Source organism: Reyranella sp. (assembly GCF_052439685.1).
Taxonomy (GTDB): domain Bacteria; phylum Pseudomonadota; class Alphaproteobacteria; order Reyranellales; family Reyranellaceae; genus Reyranella.
Genome location: NZ_JBQVQG010000004.1, coordinates 154,016 through 172,045 on the forward strand (window position 1 = coordinate 154,016; position 18,030 = coordinate 172,045).

An 18,030-nucleotide genomic window follows, 5' to 3' on the forward strand; every position below is an offset into this window, starting at 1 on the left:
TTTCCGGAGTCCATTGCATGAGCCAGATGGCGCACAAGTTCGATCCGAGCATCCTGCGTGAATACGATATCCGCGGCATCGTGGGCGGGACGGTCCATGCCGCGGACGCGCGGGCAATCGGACGCACTCTGGGCACGCTCGTCCGCCGCAAGGGCGGCAAGCGCATGGCGCTGGGCTACGACGGAAGGCTGAGTTCTCCCGAACTCGCAGCCGCCTGCATCGAAGGCCTGACTGCCGCAGGCATCGATGTGATCGACATCGGTCTCGCCGCGACGCCGATGCTCTACTTCGCGGTCTATCATCTCGAGGCCGATGGCGGGATCCAGATCACGGGATCGCACAACCCGCCGGATTACAACGGCTTCAAGATGATGATGGGCAAGAAGTCCTTCTTCGGTGCCGACATCCAGAAGCTCGGCGAGATGGCGGGGAAGGCCGACTGGGAAACGGGGCAGGGCAAGGTCGAGAGGCGGGCGATTCTGGCCGACTATGCCGCGCGACTCCTGCGGGACGTCAAGCCGGGCAGGAAGCTCAAGGTCGCCTGGGATACCGGCAACGGAGCGGTCGGAGTCTCGATCCGGTCGGTCGTCGACAAGCTCGAAGGCGAACATTTCGTGCTGAACGAGAAGGTCGACGGCACCTTCCCGGCGCATCATCCGGACCCCACCGTACCGAAGAACCTGGAGCAACTCATCGCCGAGGTGAAGGCGCGGGGCTGCGACCTGGGCATCGCCTTCGATGGCGACGGAGACCGGATCGGGGCCGTGGACGGGCAGGGCCGCATCCTGTGGGGCGACCAGCTCCTGGTCCTGTGGTCGCGCGACGTCCTCAAGAACCATCCCGGTGCCACCATCATCGCCGACGTGAAGGCGAGTCAGGTCCTGTTCGACGAGATCGCCAAGGCCGGCGGCAAGCCGCTGATGTTCAAGACCGGACACTCGCTGATCAAGAGCAAGATGGCGGAGATCGGCGCGCCGCTCGCCGGCGAGATGAGCGGGCACGTGTTCTTCGCCGACACTTTCTACGGCTTCGACGACGCACTTTACTGCGGACTGCGGCTCCTCAACATCGTGGCGAATGCCAAGGAGAGCCTCGCGGAGATGCGCGATGGGCTTCCGCAACCGGTCAATACGCCCGAACTGCGCTTCGATTGTCCCGACGACCAGAAATTCGGGGTCGTGGAGAAGGTCAAGGCGCGCCTGCAGAAGGAGGGTGCTACATTCTCCGACATCGACGGCGTGAGGGTCAGCACCAAAGACGGGTGGTGGCTCCTGCGTGCCTCGAACACCCAGCCCGTTCTGGTCGCGCGTTGCGAGGCGGCGGACGATGCCGGCCTCGAGCGCTTGATGGCCGACCTCAAGGCCGCCTTGGCGGCGTGCGGCGTGGAACTCCCGGACGACGCCTCGTCCGGCCATCACTGATGCGCTTCTTCTTCTACGGCACGTTGCTCGATCGCGACGTGACGGCCTTGGTTCTGGGGCGGCGGTTGCCGCCTCAGGCCTATGTGGCGGCAAGCCTGCAGGGGCACGAACGACGGCGCGTGCAGGGCGCCACCTATCCCATCGTCATCGCAGATCCATGTGGCGAGGTGTCGGGTGCGGTCGTGGGCGGCCTCAGCGACCGGGATATCGCACACCTTGCAGCCTACGAGGGGCCCGGTTACCGGATTGCACCGCTGCGGGTGAAACTACAGGGGCAGATTACCGAAGTTTCTGTCTTCGAGCCCATCCAGTCGCGTCTGATACCCAGTCCCGAATTGTGGGACCTGGCGCTTTGGCAGCGCCGTCACAAGCGGTCGTTCATCGATCGACTGAGGAAAGCGCTCAGCGTGCACCCGGCGTATTCCAGGCCGTGACCTGGAGCGCCGCGCAATAGACCTTGCGCTTCTCGAGCCGCTTGCAGCCCTCGACCGCCTGGTCCTGCGACAGGTTGATGAGCCGCGCGCGATGGAAGACGCGGTTCGCCATCTGAACCTCGTCGACGATCGCCGACGCCGAACGCGCATCGGGAAGGGCGGCCGTCGCGCGTTCCAGGGCGGCCTGGGCCGCTTGCGGCTCGCTAAAGGATCCGACCTGGATCACCCAGCTGCCAAGTGCGGGCGTGTCCGCGGCGGCGGGCGGGGCGGCGGTGAAGGCGGCGGGGGCAGCCGGTGTCGCCGGGGCGGGCGGGACGAATCCCGCATATTTTGGGCTGACCTGCTTCGAGGGGGTTGCCGGCGGCCGATACGCCTCGGCGAAGCTGGCGCCGGGATCGAACTGGGCGGCGGTGTAGCGTGCCGACGGCGGCTTGCGGACCGAGGTCCAGGCAGAAAGCTGCATGGCCTGCGCCAGGGCGAAGCCACGATCCATGAGGGCGGCCATCGTGCGGTCGCGCTGGGCGGCGCTGGTGCCGCCCATGACGACGCCGATCAGGCGCCGGTTGTCGCGCACCGCCGACATCACGAGGTTGAAGCCCGAAGCGTTGGTGTAGCCGGTCTTCAATCCGTCGGCGCCGTCGTAGTTGCCGAGCATGCGGTTGTGGTTCTCGAGGGAGCGGCCGCGGTAGGAGTAGCTCTGCACCGAGAAGATCGCATAGTAGTGCGGGTAGTCGCGCAACAGCGCGTTGGCGAGCTTCGCCAGATCCCGGGCGGTGGTAACCTGCTCACTGTTGGGCAGGCCCGAGGCATTCCGGAACACTGTCGAACTCATGCCAAGCTGGCGCGCCTTCTGCGTCATGAGCCGGGCGAAGGCTTCCTCGCTGCCGGCGAGACCTTCTGCCAGAAGGACGGCGGCGTCGTTGGCCGAGCGGGTGACCAGCGCCATCGTCGCGTCGCGCACGTTCACCGTCCCGCCGGGCGACATGCCCATCTTCGTGGGAGGCGCGTTCAGGGCGTTGACGGACACCGGCAAGGCGTCGCCGAGGGACAGGCGGCCCGAATCCAGGGCCGAGAAGGTAAGGTAGATCGTCATCAGCTTGGTCAGCGAGGCTGGATGACGAAGCTCGTCCGCGCGATCCGCAGCAAGCTCGCGGCCGCTGGTTGCGTCGACGATCAGATAGGATTCCTTGGCCGTGACACCAGGATTGGCAACCCATGAGGACGAGGTGTTGCGCGAGGGGGCTTTCGCGCGCGCCTTCGCGGGCGGGGCGGCCCGCTTGACCGACTTCGCTTGCGTCTGCGCGTCAACCGGCGACGGCGCGAGCGCGGCACCTAGGAAAAGAATGCTGACGGCGAGCCAAGAAATGCCGACCGCCATTCGCCTGAGGGGAAAAGTCATTGCGAATACGCCACACGCGAAATCAGAATTCTTGTGCTCATCCAACCGCTTATGAGCAATTGCTGGAACTTTACTAAAGTTTGGGAGGCTGTGCAACTTAGGTCGTGCCGCTCTGCTGCCCCAGTTGGTTCGGATTATGCAATTCCCTCGTTAGGAGACGCGATGAAGGCACTTTTACTGGCGCTGGGAGTCCTGACCGCGGTTTCGGCGACGCCCGCTCTTGCTCAGCGGCCGGACCGCAATGTCGAATTGCCGGTCGTGCGCAGTTTCCATTGGTTCGACTTCGTTGCGGCCAATGACATCCGCGCCGCCTGCGTGCCGGGCGGGCGAAGCCATCTCAGACTCATCTACAATGCCCTCTGGGAGGAGCAGGTCCGCGCCTACGACATCTATCTGCAGCCCGACGGTGTGGCGGGAATGAACATCGGCGTGCTGGAAGGGCAGGGCAATGTCACGACCGGCATCACCAACATGCTCATCTCGAACCCCAAGGACATATTTGCGCCGTGGAGCATGAAGGGCGGTCAGCGCATCCTGACCGTCGACGAGACGCGCGAACTCATGACGCTTCTCGAAGAGAGCCGCGCCTTCGGCCCTCCCAAGGACGGAATGCGCCTGCCCGACAACGACTTCTGGTGGACCGTCGCCTCCTGCCGGAATGGTGTCTGGGGCTTTCAGGCCTACCACTATCCGACCGACGGCTTCGCGAACGTGAAATTCTCGGCCAAGCTGTTTTCGTGGGACAAGGTCCCGATTCCGGTCAATCCGCCCCGCAAGCTGGAACCGGCGGAATTGCGCCGCGACTGGAACGCGCCGCTTCACCGCGCCCGCGCCGACCGCTGGATGCTGGTGGTGGGAAAGGACGGTCTCCGGCCGAGGTAGCGGAATCCGTAACGCTACCTATATAATTCACGGGTGGCTTGTTTTTGGAGCGTGACGACGACGATGGATTTTCTGCGTAGCGCAGGCGAATGGCAGCTCGGCGGGGCTGGCGAGCCCCCTCAACAGCCGCCCGGTGGCCCACCCCAGCAACCGCCCCGTCGGGACGATGGCGAAGGGGACGATGGCCGCACCGGCGCGTTGACGCTTACGCGGACGCGCACGAAGAAGCCTTCGATGTACAAGGTCCTGATGCTTAACGACGACTACACCCCGATGGAGTTCGTGGTCGACGTTCTGCAGAACATCTTCCAGAAGAATCGCGAAGAAGCGACCGAGGTCATGCTGCACGTCCATCAGAAGGGCGTAGGGGTCTGCGGTGTCTACACCTACGAGATCGCCGAAACCAAGGTGACGCAGACGGTGGACTATGCGCGCAAGAATCAGCACCCTCTCCAGTGCACGTTGGAGAAAGAGTAACGACGGCCAAGAGTAGTTCGTTTTTCCAGTCGAGGTGGTTCGATGTCCATGCTGTCCAAGAACCTCGAGAAGTCCCTGCATCGCGCCTTCGGGCTCGCAGGCGAGCGCCGCCATGAATATGCGACGCTCGAGCATTTGCTGTTGTCCATGACGGAGGACGAGGACGCCACGCCCGTTCTCAAGGCGTGCGGGGTCGATATCGACCGGCTGAGGCACGATCTCGAGACCTTCGTCGACAACCGCCTGAAGGGCATCATCACGCAGAGCGGCAGCGAGCCGCTGCCCACCGCGGGTTTTCAGCGCGTCGTCCAGCGTGCCGCCGTGCATGTGCAGTCCTCGGGGCGCAACGAGGTGACGGGTGCCAATGTGCTGGTCGCCCTGTTCTCCGAACGCGACAGCCATGCCGTGTCCTTCCTCGAGAACCAGGGCATGACGCGCCTCGACGCGGTCGACTACATCAGTCACGGCAAGGCCAAGGTGCCCGGCCGCGCCCGCACGCGCCGCGTCAGCGGTTCGGAAGAGGAGGCGGGTGGCGACGCCGCGCCCAAGCAGGGCAACGAGGCGCTCGCGACTTATTGCGTGGACCTCAACCAGAAGGCCCGGGAAGGGCGCGTCGATCCCTTGATCGGCCGCGAGCACGAGGTCGAGCGTACGATTCAGGTCTTGTGCCGCCGTACCAAGAACAATCCGCTCTATGTGGGTGAGCCGGGCGTTGGAAAGACCGCGATCGCCGAGGGACTTGCCCGCAAGATCGTCGACGGAGAGGTGCCGGAGGTCCTGAAGGAGTCGATCATCTACTCGCTCGACATGGGCGCCCTTCTGGCCGGCACGCGCTATCGCGGCGACTTCGAGGAGCGTCTGAAGGCCGTCCTGACCGAACTCAAGAAGAAGCCGAACTCGGTCCTTTTCATCGACGAGATCCACACGATCATCGGCGCCGGCGCGACGTCGGGCGGCTCGATGGACGCGTCGAACCTGCTGAAGCCCTCGCTGCAGTCGGGTGAACTGCGCTGCATCGGCTCGACGACGTACAAGGAGTACCGCAACTACTTCGAAAAGGATCGCGCGCTGGTCCGCCGCTTCCAGAAGATCGACGTGCCGGAGCCCACGATCAGCGACGCGGTCGAGATCATGCGCGGTCTCAAGCCCGTATACGAGAAGCACCATCACGTCAGCTTCACCGACGACGCGATCAAGGCGGCCGTCGAGCTGTCGGCGCGCTACATCCATGACCGCAAGCTCCCGGACAAGGCGATCGACGTGATCGACGAGGTCGGCGCCGCCCAGATGCTGCGAGCGCCGGGAGACCGCAAGACCACGATCGACGTGGCCGACATCGAGGAGGTGGTGGCCAAGATCGCCCGCATCCCGCCGAAGTCGGTCTCCAAGGACGACACCGAGATGCTGCGCACCATCGACCGCGACCTGAAGACGGTCGTATTCGGGCAGGATCATGCGATCAACCAGCTGGCGGCGTCGATCAAACTCGCCCGCGCGGGACTTCGCTCGCCGGAGAAGCCGATCGGCAGCTACCTGCTGGCCGGCCCGACCGGTGTCGGCAAGACCGAGGTGACTCGCCAGCTGGCGCGTCTGCTCGGCCTCGAGGTCGTCCGCTTTGACATGTCGGAATACATGGAACGGCACAGCGTCTCGCGCCTGATCGGCGCTCCGCCGGGCTATGTCGGCTTCGACCAGGGCGGCCTGCTCACCGACAAGGTGAACCAGCATCCGCATTGCGTCGTGCTGTTCGACGAGATCGAGAAGGCGCATCCGGACGTCTTCAACGTCCTGCTGCAGGTGATGGACTACGGCAAGCTCACCGACCATAACGGCCGCACCGTGGACTTCCGCAACGTCATCCTCTGCATGACGACCAACGCCGGCGCCGCCGACATCGCCAAGCCCGCGCTGGGCTTTGGCCGTGAGCAGCGGCACGACGAGGACAACGAGGCGATCAATCGCATGTTCGCCCCGGAGTTCCGCAACCGCCTGGATGCGATCATCAAGTTTGCCAATCTCGGCCCGGAATCGATGGGCAAGGTGGTGGACAAGTTCGTGGCCGAGCTCGAGGTCCAGCTCGCCGACCGCAAGGTCTTCATCGAACTCACTGACGGTGCGCGCCGCTGGCTGGCGGAAAAGGGCTACGACAAGCTGTTCGGCGCCCGGCCGCTGGCCCGTGTGATCCAGGAATATGTGAAGAAGCCGCTGGCGGAGGAGGTGCTGTTCGGCAAGCTCTCCGACGGCGGTACGGTCCGGGTCGATGCCGACGGGCCGGGCGAGACGGGCAAGCTCGTCTTCACCTTCCTGCCGCCTGAGCGGGGCGCACTGCCTCCGGCCAGCCAGGAACCGGTGCTCGCCGAATAGTGAGTGCGTTCAAGCCTCTCTGGATCGCCTTACGCGCCGCGGTGCTCGCCACCGCGGTGTTCTGGGTGGTCCTGTTCATCGTCGAGAAGATCGGCTGGCAGGCGCCGCTCGGGCTCACCGTGCAACTCGTCTTCTTCGTCGTTTTCTTCTTCGGCGTCCTGATGGCCAAGTAGGCCATCAGGTAGGCCGTCAGGCCTCGTTCTCTTTCCGGAACGGCGAATACTGCATCAGCCCTTCGATCTCCTGCTGCACGGCGATGCGTTCGCGCTTGAGATAGTCGTCGACGGCGCGACGGAAATTCGGATCGACGATCCAGTGGGCGGAGTAGGTCGGCACGGGCAGATAGCCGCGCTGGATCTTGTGGTCGCCCTGCGCTCCGGCCTCGACCCGGGCCAGACCATGGGCGATCGCATAGTCGATGGCCTGGTAGTAGCAGGCCTCGAAATGCAGGAAGGCGTGGCTTTCGAGGCAGCCCCAGTAGCGCCCGTAGAGCGTGTCGTCGCCCTTGAGGTTGAGCGCGCCGCCGACGGCCTGGCCATCGGCCTCGGCCAGGACCAGCACGACCTTGTCGGCCATGGTCTTGCCGAGGATGTCGAAGAAGGCGCGGGTCAGGTAGGGCGTGCCCCACTTGCGGCCGCCGGTATCCATGTAGAAGGCGAAGAAGGCATCCCAGTGCTCGGCCCGGATGTCATCTCCGCTCAGCGTGTGGATGACGAGGCCTTCGCGCCGCACGGTGTCGCGTTCCTTGCGGATCGCCTTGCGCTTGCGCGAGGAAAGCGCGGCCAGGAAATCGTCGAAGTTCCGGTAACCGTCGTTGCTCCAATGATACTGCTGCCCGAGCCTTAGCAGCCAGCCCCGTTCGCCGAACCGCTTCCACTCTTCTTCGGTGCAGAAGGTAGCGTGGACCGAGCTGATGTTGTTGTCGCCGGCGATCTTGGCCAGCATGTCGATCAGGGCATCGCGAACGCCGTCCGCGAGGGGCCCGGGGCGGGCAAAGAGGCGCGGTCCGGGGACCGGCGTGAAGGGCACGGCGACCTGGAGCTTGGGATAGTAGCGGCCGCCCGCGCGTTCCAGCGCCTGGGCCCAGCCATGGTCGAACACATACTCGCCTTGGGAATGGCTCTTCATGTAGAGCGGGGCGGCGCCCTGGAGCGTCCCGTCGTCCGATTCGGCCAGCAGATACTGGGGCTGCCAGCCGGTGCGGCGCCCGACCGATTTCGAGTCCTCCAGCGCCTTGAGGAAGCGATAACTCAGGAACGGGTTGCCAGCGGATCCCGGCGCGAGCGCGCAGGCATCCCATTGCGTGGCGTCGATCGCTGCGAGCGAATCGACGATGCGCAGGCCGATCGTCGGGGCATCATCCGGCATGGGGGCAGCATAGCGCGAATCGTGCCAGCACGATGGCCAATCGTTGCCGCTGATTCTACTCGGCAGGCTTGTGTTCGCGGGCCATCTCGTCCGCCGAGCGACTGAAGCGGCGGGTCGCCCACAGGCTCAGACGCTCGATATAGATCAGCATCACCGGCACGACGACCAGGGTCAGCAAGGTCGAGCTGATCAGGCCGCCGATCACGGCGTGCGCCATCGGCGCGCGCTGCGTGGCGCCTTCGCCCAGTCCCAGCGCCAGCGGGAGCATGCCGAACACCATGGCGAGCGTGGTCATCAGGATGGGCCGCAGGCGGATCGAGCCGGCCTCGAGCAGGGCCTCGTTGACCGGCGTCCCGCGCTCGCGGGCCTGGTTGAAGAAGTCGACCAGCAGGATGGCGTTCTTGGTGACGAGGCCCATCAGCATGATGAAGCCGATCGCCGAGAAGATGTTCAGCGTCGTGCCGGCCACCAGAAGGCCGAGGAACACGCCGATCAGCGACATCGGCAAGGACATCATGATCGCGATCGGCTGGAGGAAGCTGCCGAACTGCGAGGCCAGGATGAGGTAGATCAGGATGACCGCCATCAGCAGCGCCTGGCCGGCGTAGGCGGCGCTTTCCGCCATGTCCTTGGTCGAGCCGCCGAACACGAAGCGGTAGCCGGGCGGCAGCTTGATCTCGGTCAGAATCTTCTGCAGGTCGCTGGAGACCTCGCCCGCCGAGCGGCCGTGGACGTTGGCCGTGATCTGGACCTCGCGGTTGAGGTCGCGCCGGTTGATCTGCGAGGCCCCGACATCGGTCACGACGTCGGCGACCTGAGCGATGTGGACCATGCGCGGCAGCCCGTTGGGCTCTGTACCGGCGGTGAACCAGACGCGGTGCAGGTCGGCGATGCCGGTGCGGTCGTCGGTCGGCAGGCGGACCATGACCATGTAGTTCTCGCCATCGGGTGCCCGCCACAGGCTGGTCTCGTCGCCGGCGAAGAGCGGCCGCAGCGACTGGGCGACCGCGGCGGTTCCCAGGCCGAGGTCGGAAGCCGCATCGCGGCGCAGGCGGACCGACAGGATCGGCTTGGCGGCCTTGAGATTGCGGTCGAGATCGACCAGGCCGCGAATGCCGGCGGCCCGCTTCATCACGTCCTGCGAGATCGTGTCGAGTACGTTGGTGTCGGGCCCCTGCAGCGAGAGCTGAAGCTGCTTCTGGACGCCGCCGCCCGGCCCGCCGGGAATGTTGATGGAGACCAGAATGCCCGGGATGCTGGCCAGCCGTTCGCGGATCGGCTGGGCGAGCTGCTCGGGCGAGCGCTTGCGGTCCTTCAACGGCTTCAGCTTGAGATAGAGGCTCGCCTGGTTCTTGCCATTGGCGTAGCCGGTATTGACCGTGCCGTAGGTGTAGTCGATCTCGGGAAACTCGCGCAGCGCCGCATCGACCTGCCGCAACTTGGCTTCGGTGTATTCCAGCGACGAGCCGACCGGCGTCTCGATGCTGACGACCTGCTCGCCCAGGTCCGCCTGCGGCACGAACTCGAAGCCGATGTATTTCGGCAGCGCGAAGCTGCCGACGAAGGTCGCAAGGGCGATCAGAAGAGTGGTCTTGGGCCAGCGAAGCGCCCAGGCGAGCACGACGCGATAGACGGCGTTGGCCTTTTCCTGTGACCCGTTGACGATGCGGGCGAAGCGGCCGTTGGCGTGGGCCTGCGGGTCGTACCAGACCGATGACAGCATCGGGTCGAGGGTGAAGGACACGAACAGGGAGATCAGCACGGCCGCCGAGACCATGACGCCGAACTGGAAGAAGAAGCGGCCGATGATGCCGCCCATGAAAGCCACGGGCAGGAACACCGCCACGATGCAGAAGGTGGTGGCGAGCACGGCGAGGCCGATTTCGTTGGTCCCGTCGATCGCGGCCTGGCGGTGGGTCTTGCCGAAGCCGATATGGCGCATGATGTTCTCGCGCACCACGATCGCATCGTCGATCAGGATGCCGATGGCGAGACTGAGCGCCATCAGCGTCAGCACGTTCAGGGTGAAGCCGAAGGCGGCCATCACCATGAAGGCGCCGAACACCGAGATCGGCAGGGCGAGGCCGGTGATGACGGTACTGCGCCACGAGTGCAGGAACAGAAAGACGATGGCGATCGTGAGCAGGCCACCTTCGACCATGGTCTGTTGGACGTTGTCGACCGAGTTCTGGATGCCGCGCGAGCTATCGCGCACGATCTCGAGCTTCACGTCGGAGGGCAGGGAGGACTGGAGTTCGGCAACGGCGCGGCGCACGCCGCGGGCCACCTCGATCGTATTGGAGCCCTGGGTCTTCACCACGTCGATGGCGAGTGCCCGCTCGCCGTTCAGGGTGGCGACGTTCTCCAGCTCCTGCTGGCCGTCGACCACAGTGGCGACCTGGCGGAGATAGACCGGCGCCTGGCCGCGCCGGGCGACGATCAGGTCGGCGAAGTCGCCCGGATCGACGACGCGGCCGGTGACTTCGATCACGCGGTCGTCGTTGCCGCGCTGGACGTTGCCGGCGGGAAAGTTCTGATTCTCGTCCTTGATCGCCCGCATGATGTCGTTCACGCCGACACGGAGCGCATGCATGCGGCCGGGATCGAGTTCGATGTTGATCTGGCGCTTGAGGCCGCCGGCGATGGTGGCGCGGCCGACGTCGCGCACGGTCTGCAGACGCTTGATGATGATCTGGTCGGCGAGGGTCGTGAGGTCCCGTACTGAGCGAACGTCGGACCGCACCGCGATCGACACGATCGGCTGGTCGTCCGGATTGAAGCGCTGGATCAGCGGCTCCTTGATCTCCGGCCGGAAGGACGCCCGGACCATCTGGACCTTCTCGCGGACATCCTGCATGGCGACCGCCGAGGGGACCGACAGTTCGAACTCGGCGATGACGATCGACTTGCCTTCGAGCGAACGCGAGGTGAGCGTCTTGAGGCCGGCGATGGCGTTGACCGATTCCTCGATCTTGCGGCTGATCTCGCTCTCGACCGTCTCCGGCGACGCGCCGGGATAGTCGGTGGTGACCACGACGATGGGAAAGTCGACGTTGGGGAACTGGTCGATGCCGAGCTGGCGGTAGGAGAACAGGCCCATCACGAGCAACGCCACCATCATCATGGTGGCGAAGACGGGATTGTCGACCGCGATCTGGGTGAGCTTCACGGCCGGTCTCCTAGCGCGTCTCGACGATCTTGACCTTCTGCCCGGCATGCAGGCCGGGCAGGGGGGCCGAGACCACCGTCATGCCCGATTCCAGGCCCTTCACCTCGACCAGCTCGCCGCGCGACCAGGTGCGGACGGCGCCCACCGGCTTGCGCACGAGCGTGCCGTTCTCGACGATCAGCACGTAGTCGCCCTGATCGTCCTTGCGCATCGACGAGGCCGGTACGGCGAGGGCATGTCCCTTCTCCTGCACGGTGACGGTGCCCGTGCCGAACAGGCCGCCGCGCAGCGCCTCGTGGCGGTCGACGATCTCGACATAGACCGGGATCGAGCGCGAGCCGGGCTGCGTGGTGGGGCTGATGCGGGTGATCTTGCCGCTGAAGACACGATCGCCGAAGCCTTCGAGATTGACCTGGGCTGTCTGGCCCACCTTCATGCGGATGACGTCGGCGGCCGGCATCTGGGCCGCGATCTCGACGTGACTGGTGTCGAGAAGGGCCAGGATCTTGCCGTCGATCGGCAGCGATTCGCCCTGGTTGGCGATGCGCTCGCCCACTATGCCTTCGAAGGGCGCCTTGACCTCGGCATCGGCCAGGTTCTTGCGCGCGACGTCGAGCTGGGCCTCGGCGACGGCCACCATGGAAGCGCGGTTCTCGGCGGTCGCGCGTGCCTGGTCGGCGGCCGACTGCGAGACGATGTTGCGGGTCGCCAGCGTCTCCTTGTCGGACCGGTCGCGCGCGGTCCAGCGCGCGTCGGCCTGGGCCGCCTCGAGGGCTGACTGCCGCTCGTTCAACTTCGCCTGCAACTCGGTCGTTTCGAAGCGGGCCAACACCTGGCCCTCGGTGACGCGATCGCCTTCGCGCACGAGAACCTCGGCCAGGCGGCCGGCAACGCGACCCTTCACGATGGTCTGGTCGATCGGCTGCGTGGTGCCGGTGAACCGGACCACATCGACCAGGCCGCGCGGCTTGATGGTGTGGACCTCGGCCGGGATCAGTTCCAGGGTGCGATCGGTGGCCTTGGAAACGGCGATCCCGGTGCCGGTCGGCGCCGTGCCTTTGCCGTTCTTCCACGCGAAGGCACCACCTCCCAGGACGATGGCGGCGCCGACGATGGCGAGGATGATCTTGGCACTGGTCTTCATGGCCGGAGCCCTTTGAGAACGAAATCGAGATAGGCGGTGTAGAAGCGGTCGCCATCGACCTGGCTCCGGTCGAATGGCGCCAGGGAGCGTTTCCAGACCGAGAACATCGCAAGCGGCTGCAGGATGACGATGGCCGTGGTTTCGAGGTCGGGGAGGGGCCTGAACTCGCCGCTTTCGACACCGCGGCGCAAGGTGCGGATGAACAGGTCGCGGCCGCGAACGTCGAAGTGCGTGCAGTAGAACTCCGCGACGTCGGGAAAGTTAGCGGCCTCGGCCAGGATGAGCTTCACGACGCCGCCGGCCGGCGTCTCCTCGAACGCTCGAAAACCCGCCACCAGGATGCGAAGCAACTCCTCGCTCGTTCCCGCGAAGTGCCCGATCATGTCGTTCGCCTGTGCGAGCGGCCCGGCGATGGCCTCTGCGATGACGGCCTTGAACAGCCCTTCCTTGCTCTTGAAATAGAGGTAGGGAAGTCCCTTGCTGACCGACGCCTCCTTGGCGACGTCCTCGAGTTTGGTCGCAGCGAACCCCTTGGTGACGAAGAGTTCGAGCGCGGCACGCGCAATCTCGGAGGCGCGGTCCTCCGGCCGGCGAACACGCGGGACGACGCCAGACACGCTATTGACTGACCGGTCAGTATCCATGTGCGTGCATGTAATGCGAATGCACATCGCGTTCAAGCCGGAAAAAAAGTCCGGCAGACCGAAGTCGCCGGATGCTTTGGCCAGTTTCGCCTTTCCACCCCCGCGAGCGGGAGCGTCGGATCGGCTTTTCGCTCGTCTTCTGATTAGGGGGCCTCCGGTGAGGCCCCAAGAGAGGGCACCCACACGGAGGCCGAAAGGCTTGTTAGAGGGGTCAAAGCTGCCTTTGACCTCCGCCCTTTCCTATTTACTGCTTCTTCTTCTTAGCAGCCTTCTTCTTCGCAACCTTTTTCTTAGCAGCCATAACTGTCTCCTATGGTTAGCTATGGGGTCCCCAACCGTGAGGTCCCCGGGGTACGCCGGTACGCTACGCCACGCATGCTCAACTGCAGCCGGTGGTGCCGCCGCAGGTCGTGCATTTGAGGCACGTCCCGTTGCGGACCATCGTGAAGTTGCCGCATTCCGGACACGCATCCCCTTCGAATCCCTTGAGTCTCGCCTCGAGGGCGAGCCCCAAGGGGGAGGAGGATGATTCTCCGAGCGCGACGCTGACGACGGCCGCCTTGGCGATGTGCGCCGAAGCGACGGCTGGTCCGTCGGTCAGTTCGTTGGGCAGGGCGGCCGCCACGATCGCCTGATCGGCGCTCATGGCATTGCCGGCAGTCCTGCCTGCCAATACGTGGAGATTGCTGCGCACGTAGCCGACACTCGCGATCCGGCTCACCGCAGCGGCGGCGGCTTCGGCGGCGCTGGTGCCGGGCGACGGCAGCTCTCCCTGAATTTCACCGCGTCCAACACCGTCGGGGCGGAGGTCCGCCTGCTCGACATGGCTGAGGTCGTTGCGCCCGAGGTAGGAGATCGCTAGTTCGCGGAAGATGTAGTCGAGAACGGACGTCGACATCTTGATAGCGTCGTTGCCTTCGACGAGCCCCGAGGGTTCGAATCGCGTGAAGGTGTAGGCCTCGACGAATTCTTCGAGCGGCACGCCGTACTGGAGGCCGATCGAGATTGCGATGGCGAAGTTGTTCATCAGGCTGCGGAACGCCGCGCCTTCCTTGTGCATGTCGACGAAGATCTCGCCGACGCGCCCGTCCTCATACTCTCCGGTTCTGAGATAGACCTTGTGGCCGCCGACGATGGCCTTCTGCGTGTACCCCTTGCGACGCTGGGGCAGGCGCTCGCGGCCGGCCCGGACTTCGCGCTCGACGATCCGTTCCACGATCCGCTCGGCGATGATCGGCGCTCGTGCTGCGGGCGACAACTTGGCAAGATCGTCGTTCGCCGCCATGTCGTCGCCCAGCGCCATCGCAGACAGGGGCTGCGAGAGCTTGGAGCCGTCACGATAGAGGGCGTTGGCTTTCAATCCGAGCTTCCACGAGATCTCATAGGCCTTACGGCAGTCCTCGACCGTCGCCGCGTTCGGCATGTTGATGGTCTTGGAAATGGCGCCCGATACGAAGGGTTGTGCTGCAGCCATCATGCGTATGTGACTCTCGGCAGACAAGAAGCGTGTGCCATCTCGTCCACAGGGATTCGCACAATCGAACACAGAAAGATGTTCGCGCTTGAGATCGGGTGCGCCTTCGACGCTCATCGTCCCGCAGGCATGGATGGTCGCGGCGGCGACGTCACTGCGCGAGAAGCCCAGTCGCGACAGGATATCGAGCTTCGGATCCGCCAGCGCCTCGTCGTCGAGACCGAGTGTCTCGCGGCAGAAGGCTTCGCCCAGCGTGTAGCGCGAGAAGGCGAGGCGGATGTCGAAGGCGGTGGCGATCGCTTGGTCGACCCGCTTCAGTGTTGCGGCATCGAAGCCGCGCGCCGCCAGGCTCTGGTGATTGATGGAAGGTGCCGACGCCAGCGAACCGTGGCCGACCGCATGGCTTGCGATGCGCGTGATCGCGGCTTCGTCATAGCCGAGGGTTTTAAGCGCCAGCGGGACGGTCTGGTTGATGATCTTGAAGTAGCCGCCGCCGGCCAGCTTCTTGAACTTCACCAGGGAGAAGTCGGGTTCGATGCCGGTGGTGTCGCAATCCATCACCAGCCCGATCGTGCCCGTCGGCGCGATGACGGAGACCTGGGCGTTGCGGAAGCCGTGGCGTTCGCCCAGTTCCAGTGCACGATCCCAGGCCCGGCGTGCCGCGGCGACGAGCCGGGCGTCCATGCAGTTGGCCGCGTCGAGAGCCTGCGGCGCGATCGACAGGCGTTCGTAGGCCGGGTCCGCGGCATGCGCCGCCCGACGATGGTTACGGATGACGCGCAGCATCGGCTCGCGGTTGGCTGCGAAGCCGGGAAAGGCGCCCATCAGGCCCGCCATCTCCGCCGAGGTGGCGTAGGCGGTGCCGGTCATGATCCCGGTGAGGGCGCCGGCGATGGCGCGACCCTCGGCACTGTCGTAGCCGAGGCCCGAGGCCATGAGCAGGGCGCCGAGATTGGCGTAACCCAGACCCAGCGTGCGGTACTGGTAGGAAAGCTCGGCGATGCGGCGCGAAGGGTACTGCGCCATCATCACGGAGATTTCGAGGACGACCGTCCAGAGGCGGCTCGCATGCTCCAGCGCCTCGACATCGATCGAGCCATCGTCGCGCCGGAATCGCATCAGGTTCAGCGACGCGAGGTTGCACGCCGTGTCGTCCAGGAACATGTATTCCGAGCACGGGTTGGAGGCATTGATACGCCCCGAAGCCGGGCAGGTGTGCCAGTCGTTGATCGTGGTGTCGTACTGCACGCCCGGATCGGCAGAGTGCCAGGCGGCTTCGGCGATCTGATCCCAGAGGGCGCGCGCGCCGATCACCTTCGAAACCTTGCCGGAGGTGCGCTCGGTGAGCGCCCATTGCCGGTCTTCTTCCACCGCCCGCAGGAACCCGTCGGTGACGCGCACCGAATTGTTGGCATTCTGTCCGGAGACCGAGGCGTAGGCCGCCGATTCCCAATCTGTATCGAAGGTCGGGAATTCGATGTGGCGATAGCCCTGGCGGGCGAACTGGATGACGCGCTGTATGTAGTTCTCGGGCAGTTCGGCCCGGCGGGCGGCCACGATCTCGCGGCGCAGCCTGACGTTCTGTCGGGGATCGAACGCCGCATCGCCGACCTCGCTCTCGAGGCAGGCCTGCATGATCGCATTCAGGTGGCGGTTGGCGAGGCGAGAGCCGGCGACCAGCGCGGCCACCTTCTGCTCCTCGAGCATCTTCCAGGAAATGAAGTCTTCGATGTCGGGATGATCGATGTCGACCGTAACCATCTTGGCCGCCCGCCGCGTGGTGCCGCCGGACTTGATGGCTCCCGCTGCGCGATCGCCGATCTTGAGGAACGACATCAGGCCCGATGACTGGCCGCCGCCGGAGAGCTTCTCACCTTCACCGCGCACGCGGGAGAAGTTGGAGCCGGTGCCGGACCCGTACTTGAAGAGACGTGCCTCACGGATCCACAAATCCATGATGCCGCCTTCGTTCACCAGATCGTCGGAGACGCTCTGGATGAAGCAGGCATGCGGCTGCGGCCGCTCATAGGCGGAACCGGATGGGTACGCGGCGCCATCGGTATGGTCGACGAACCAGTGGCCCTGGCCCGGGCCGTCGATACCGTAGGCCCAGTGCAGCCCGGTGTTGAACCATTGCGGCGAGTTCGGTGCGCAGATCTGAGCCGCGAGCATGTAGCAGTGCTCGTCATAGAAGGAGCGGGCGTCCTCCTCGCTGTCGAAATAGCCGCCTTTCCAGCCCCAGTAGGTCCAGGCACCGGCCATCCGCTGGAAAACCTGGCGGGCGCTGGACTCGCTGCCGAAACGCTCGCTCTCCGGCATCGCATCGAGGGCGGCCTCGTCGGGGATCGATCGCCACAGCCACTGGGGCATGTCCTCGTCGGGAACGCGCATCATCCGCGCCGGCACGCCCGCGCGCCGGAAGTACTTCTGCGCGAGAACATCCGAGGCGACCTGAGACCACTCGGCCGGCACGTCGATGTTCTTAAGCTGAAAAACGATGGAGCCGTCCGGGTTGCGGATCTCCGAATCGGTCACGCGAAACGCTATTCCTGCGAATGGCGACTTTCCTGCCTGCGTATACCGACGCTCGAAGCGCATCGACGATCCCCCGTGCCCAATCCCGTCAATTTGCTTCCCTATCGCGGGGGTGTTCGATCCCGATCGAACACGCACATATGGGCACGAAGTGATGGTAAATTACAAAATCTTGTGGGCGCAACTATATTTTGTAGACCTGCCTGTTGATGATACTAGATGATGCAAGAAGGCAACACTCGATCGACGCGCGCCCTGGGCGCCTCGTCGAACGATGTGAACGTCAGATCCTTTACGTTGCATTGCACGCGATGAAGCGCCCGCGTACAAGCGCGCATCACCTACGAAGCGGTTGGTTCATGATCATCGGTACCTGGCTCTTCACGAAGATGCGCGGCGAATTGGTCGGCACGGATGCCGAAGGCAATCGCTACTTCCAGGACAAGCGCGTCGTTCCCGGAATGCGGCGCAAGCGCTGGGTGATGTACAATGGCATCGCGGAAGCTTCGCGCGTTCCGCCCGAGTGGCATGGTTGGCTTCACCACACGCTTGCCGACCCGCCGCCCGCCGGCGGTCTGCCCCGCAAGCCGTGGCAGAAGGAACACCTGCCGAACCTGACGGGCACCGATCATGCCTACCGGCCGCCAGGCCATTCGTTGTCCGACGGCGACAAGCCCAAGCCCCCTTACGAGGCTTGGCGTCCAGGCTGAGGCCGCGGT

At 65.0% G+C, this 18,030-nt stretch carries 13 protein-coding genes; 7 read left to right on the forward strand and 6 right to left on the reverse strand.

Translation table 11 applies throughout. From position 1 onward, the window contains the following. Positions 1–17: 17 nt before the first annotated feature. Positions 18–1,421, forward strand: a complete 1,404-nt coding sequence (gene pgmG, locus ACT6UX_RS07740) for a phosphoglucomutase/phosphomannomutase PgmG (RefSeq protein WP_444774564.1) — start codon at positions 18–20, stop codon at positions 1,419–1,421. Further along, entirely contained in the window at positions 1,421–1,855 is a 435-nt protein-coding gene (locus tag ACT6UX_RS07745) for a gamma-glutamylcyclotransferase family protein (RefSeq protein WP_444774565.1), read from the forward strand. The genes pgmG and ACT6UX_RS07745 overlap by 1 nt, the downstream gene beginning before the upstream one ends. Here the strand turns inward: ACT6UX_RS07745 and ACT6UX_RS07750 are convergent. Next, entirely contained in the window at positions 1,824–3,254 is a 1,431-nt protein-coding gene (locus ACT6UX_RS07750; protein ID WP_444774566.1) for a D-alanyl-D-alanine carboxypeptidase family protein, read from the reverse strand. The two genes, ACT6UX_RS07745 and ACT6UX_RS07750, sit on opposite strands and share 32 nt — an antisense overlap. 162 nt (positions 3,255–3,416) lie before the next feature. Between ACT6UX_RS07750 and ACT6UX_RS07755 the strand changes: the two genes are divergently transcribed. The 4 genes from ACT6UX_RS07755 (at position 3,417) to ACT6UX_RS07770 (ending at position 7,150) form a co-directional block, all read left to right on the forward strand. Then, complete coding sequence (locus ACT6UX_RS07755) at positions 3,417–4,136, forward strand: hypothetical protein (RefSeq protein ID WP_444774567.1); 720 nt, start codon at positions 3,417–3,419, stop codon at positions 4,134–4,136. Positions 4,137–4,199: 63 nt separating this feature from the next. Further along, positions 4,200–4,613, forward strand: a complete 414-nt coding sequence (clpS, locus tag ACT6UX_RS07760) for an ATP-dependent Clp protease adapter ClpS (RefSeq protein WP_444774568.1) — start codon at positions 4,200–4,202, stop codon at positions 4,611–4,613. A 42-nt stretch (positions 4,614–4,655) separates the two neighbouring features. Further along, a complete protein-coding gene (clpA, locus tag ACT6UX_RS07765) occupies positions 4,656–6,977 on the forward strand; it encodes an ATP-dependent Clp protease ATP-binding subunit ClpA (protein WP_444774569.1) in 2,322 nt (773 codons plus the stop codon). Then, positions 6,977–7,150: a hypothetical protein gene (locus tag ACT6UX_RS07770; protein ID WP_444774570.1), complete on the forward strand. Its 174-nt coding sequence runs from the start codon at positions 6,977–6,979 to the stop codon at positions 7,148–7,150. Before clpA ends, ACT6UX_RS07770 begins: the two co-directional genes overlap by 1 nt. 16 nt (positions 7,151–7,166) lie before the next feature. Here ACT6UX_RS07770 and ACT6UX_RS07775 read toward each other — a convergent pair whose 3' ends face one another. From ACT6UX_RS07775 to ACT6UX_RS07795, 5 genes are all read right to left on the reverse strand, one after another. After that, positions 7,167–8,345 carry a GNAT family N-acetyltransferase gene (locus ACT6UX_RS07775; RefSeq protein WP_444774571.1) on the reverse strand — a complete coding sequence of 393 codons (1,179 nt, stop codon included), beginning with the start codon at positions 8,343–8,345 and terminating at the stop codon, positions 7,167–7,169. A 55-nt stretch (positions 8,346–8,400) separates the two neighbouring features. Beyond that, positions 8,401–11,514 carry an efflux RND transporter permease subunit gene (locus ACT6UX_RS07780; protein WP_444774572.1) on the reverse strand — a complete coding sequence of 1,038 codons (3,114 nt, stop codon included), beginning with the start codon at positions 11,512–11,514 and terminating at the stop codon, positions 8,401–8,403. 10 nt (positions 11,515–11,524) lie between these two features. After that, complete coding sequence (locus ACT6UX_RS07785; protein ID WP_444774573.1) at positions 11,525–12,658, reverse strand: efflux RND transporter periplasmic adaptor subunit; 1,134 nt, start codon at positions 12,656–12,658, stop codon at positions 11,525–11,527. Further along, the gene (locus ACT6UX_RS07790; protein WP_444774574.1) at positions 12,655–13,275 is read right to left on the reverse strand and encodes a TetR/AcrR family transcriptional regulator; all 621 of its coding nucleotides are present in this window, start codon (positions 13,273–13,275) and stop codon (positions 12,655–12,657) included. Before ACT6UX_RS07790 ends, ACT6UX_RS07785 begins: the two co-directional genes overlap by 4 nt. Positions 13,276–13,681: 406 nt before the next feature. After that, a complete protein-coding gene (locus ACT6UX_RS07795; protein ID WP_444774575.1) occupies positions 13,682–17,374 on the reverse strand; it encodes a vitamin B12-dependent ribonucleotide reductase in 3,693 nt (1,230 codons plus the stop codon). Positions 17,375–17,670: 296 nt separating this feature from the next. On the opposite strand from ACT6UX_RS07795, the gene ACT6UX_RS07800 reads away from it, so the two are divergent. Then, a complete protein-coding gene (locus ACT6UX_RS07800) occupies positions 17,671–18,021 on the forward strand; it encodes an NADH:ubiquinone oxidoreductase subunit NDUFA12 (protein ID WP_444774576.1) in 351 nt (116 codons plus the stop codon). Positions 18,022–18,030 lie beyond the last annotated feature (9 nt).

Excerpts from the sequence above, each read along its gene's own strand:
- pgmG (WP_444774564.1), top strand. The coding sequence starts at position 18 with ATGAGCCAGATGGCGCACAAGTTCGATCCGAGCATCCTGCGTGAATAC.
- ACT6UX_RS07745 (WP_444774565.1), top strand. The coding sequence starts at position 1,421 with ATGCGCTTCTTCTTCTACGGCACGTTGCTCGATCGCGACGTGACGGCC.
- ACT6UX_RS07750 (WP_444774566.1), bottom strand. The coding sequence starts at position 3,254 with ATGACTTTTCCCCTCAGGCGAATGGCGGTCGGCATTTCTTGGCTCGCC.
- ACT6UX_RS07755 (WP_444774567.1), top strand. The coding sequence starts at position 3,417 with ATGAAGGCACTTTTACTGGCGCTGGGAGTCCTGACCGCGGTTTCGGCG.
- clpS (WP_444774568.1), top strand. The coding sequence starts at position 4,200 with ATGGATTTTCTGCGTAGCGCAGGCGAATGGCAGCTCGGCGGGGCTGGC.
- clpA (WP_444774569.1), top strand. The coding sequence starts at position 4,656 with ATGTCCATGCTGTCCAAGAACCTCGAGAAGTCCCTGCATCGCGCCTTC.
- ACT6UX_RS07775 (WP_444774571.1), bottom strand. The coding sequence starts at position 8,345 with ATGCCGGATGATGCCCCGACGATCGGCCTGCGCATCGTCGATTCGCTC.
- ACT6UX_RS07785 (WP_444774573.1), bottom strand. The coding sequence starts at position 12,658 with ATGAAGACCAGTGCCAAGATCATCCTCGCCATCGTCGGCGCCGCCATC.
- ACT6UX_RS07795 (WP_444774575.1), bottom strand. The coding sequence starts at position 17,374 with ATGCGCTTCGAGCGTCGGTATACGCAGGCAGGAAAGTCGCCATTCGCA.
- ACT6UX_RS07800 (WP_444774576.1), top strand. The coding sequence starts at position 17,671 with ATGATCATCGGTACCTGGCTCTTCACGAAGATGCGCGGCGAATTGGTC.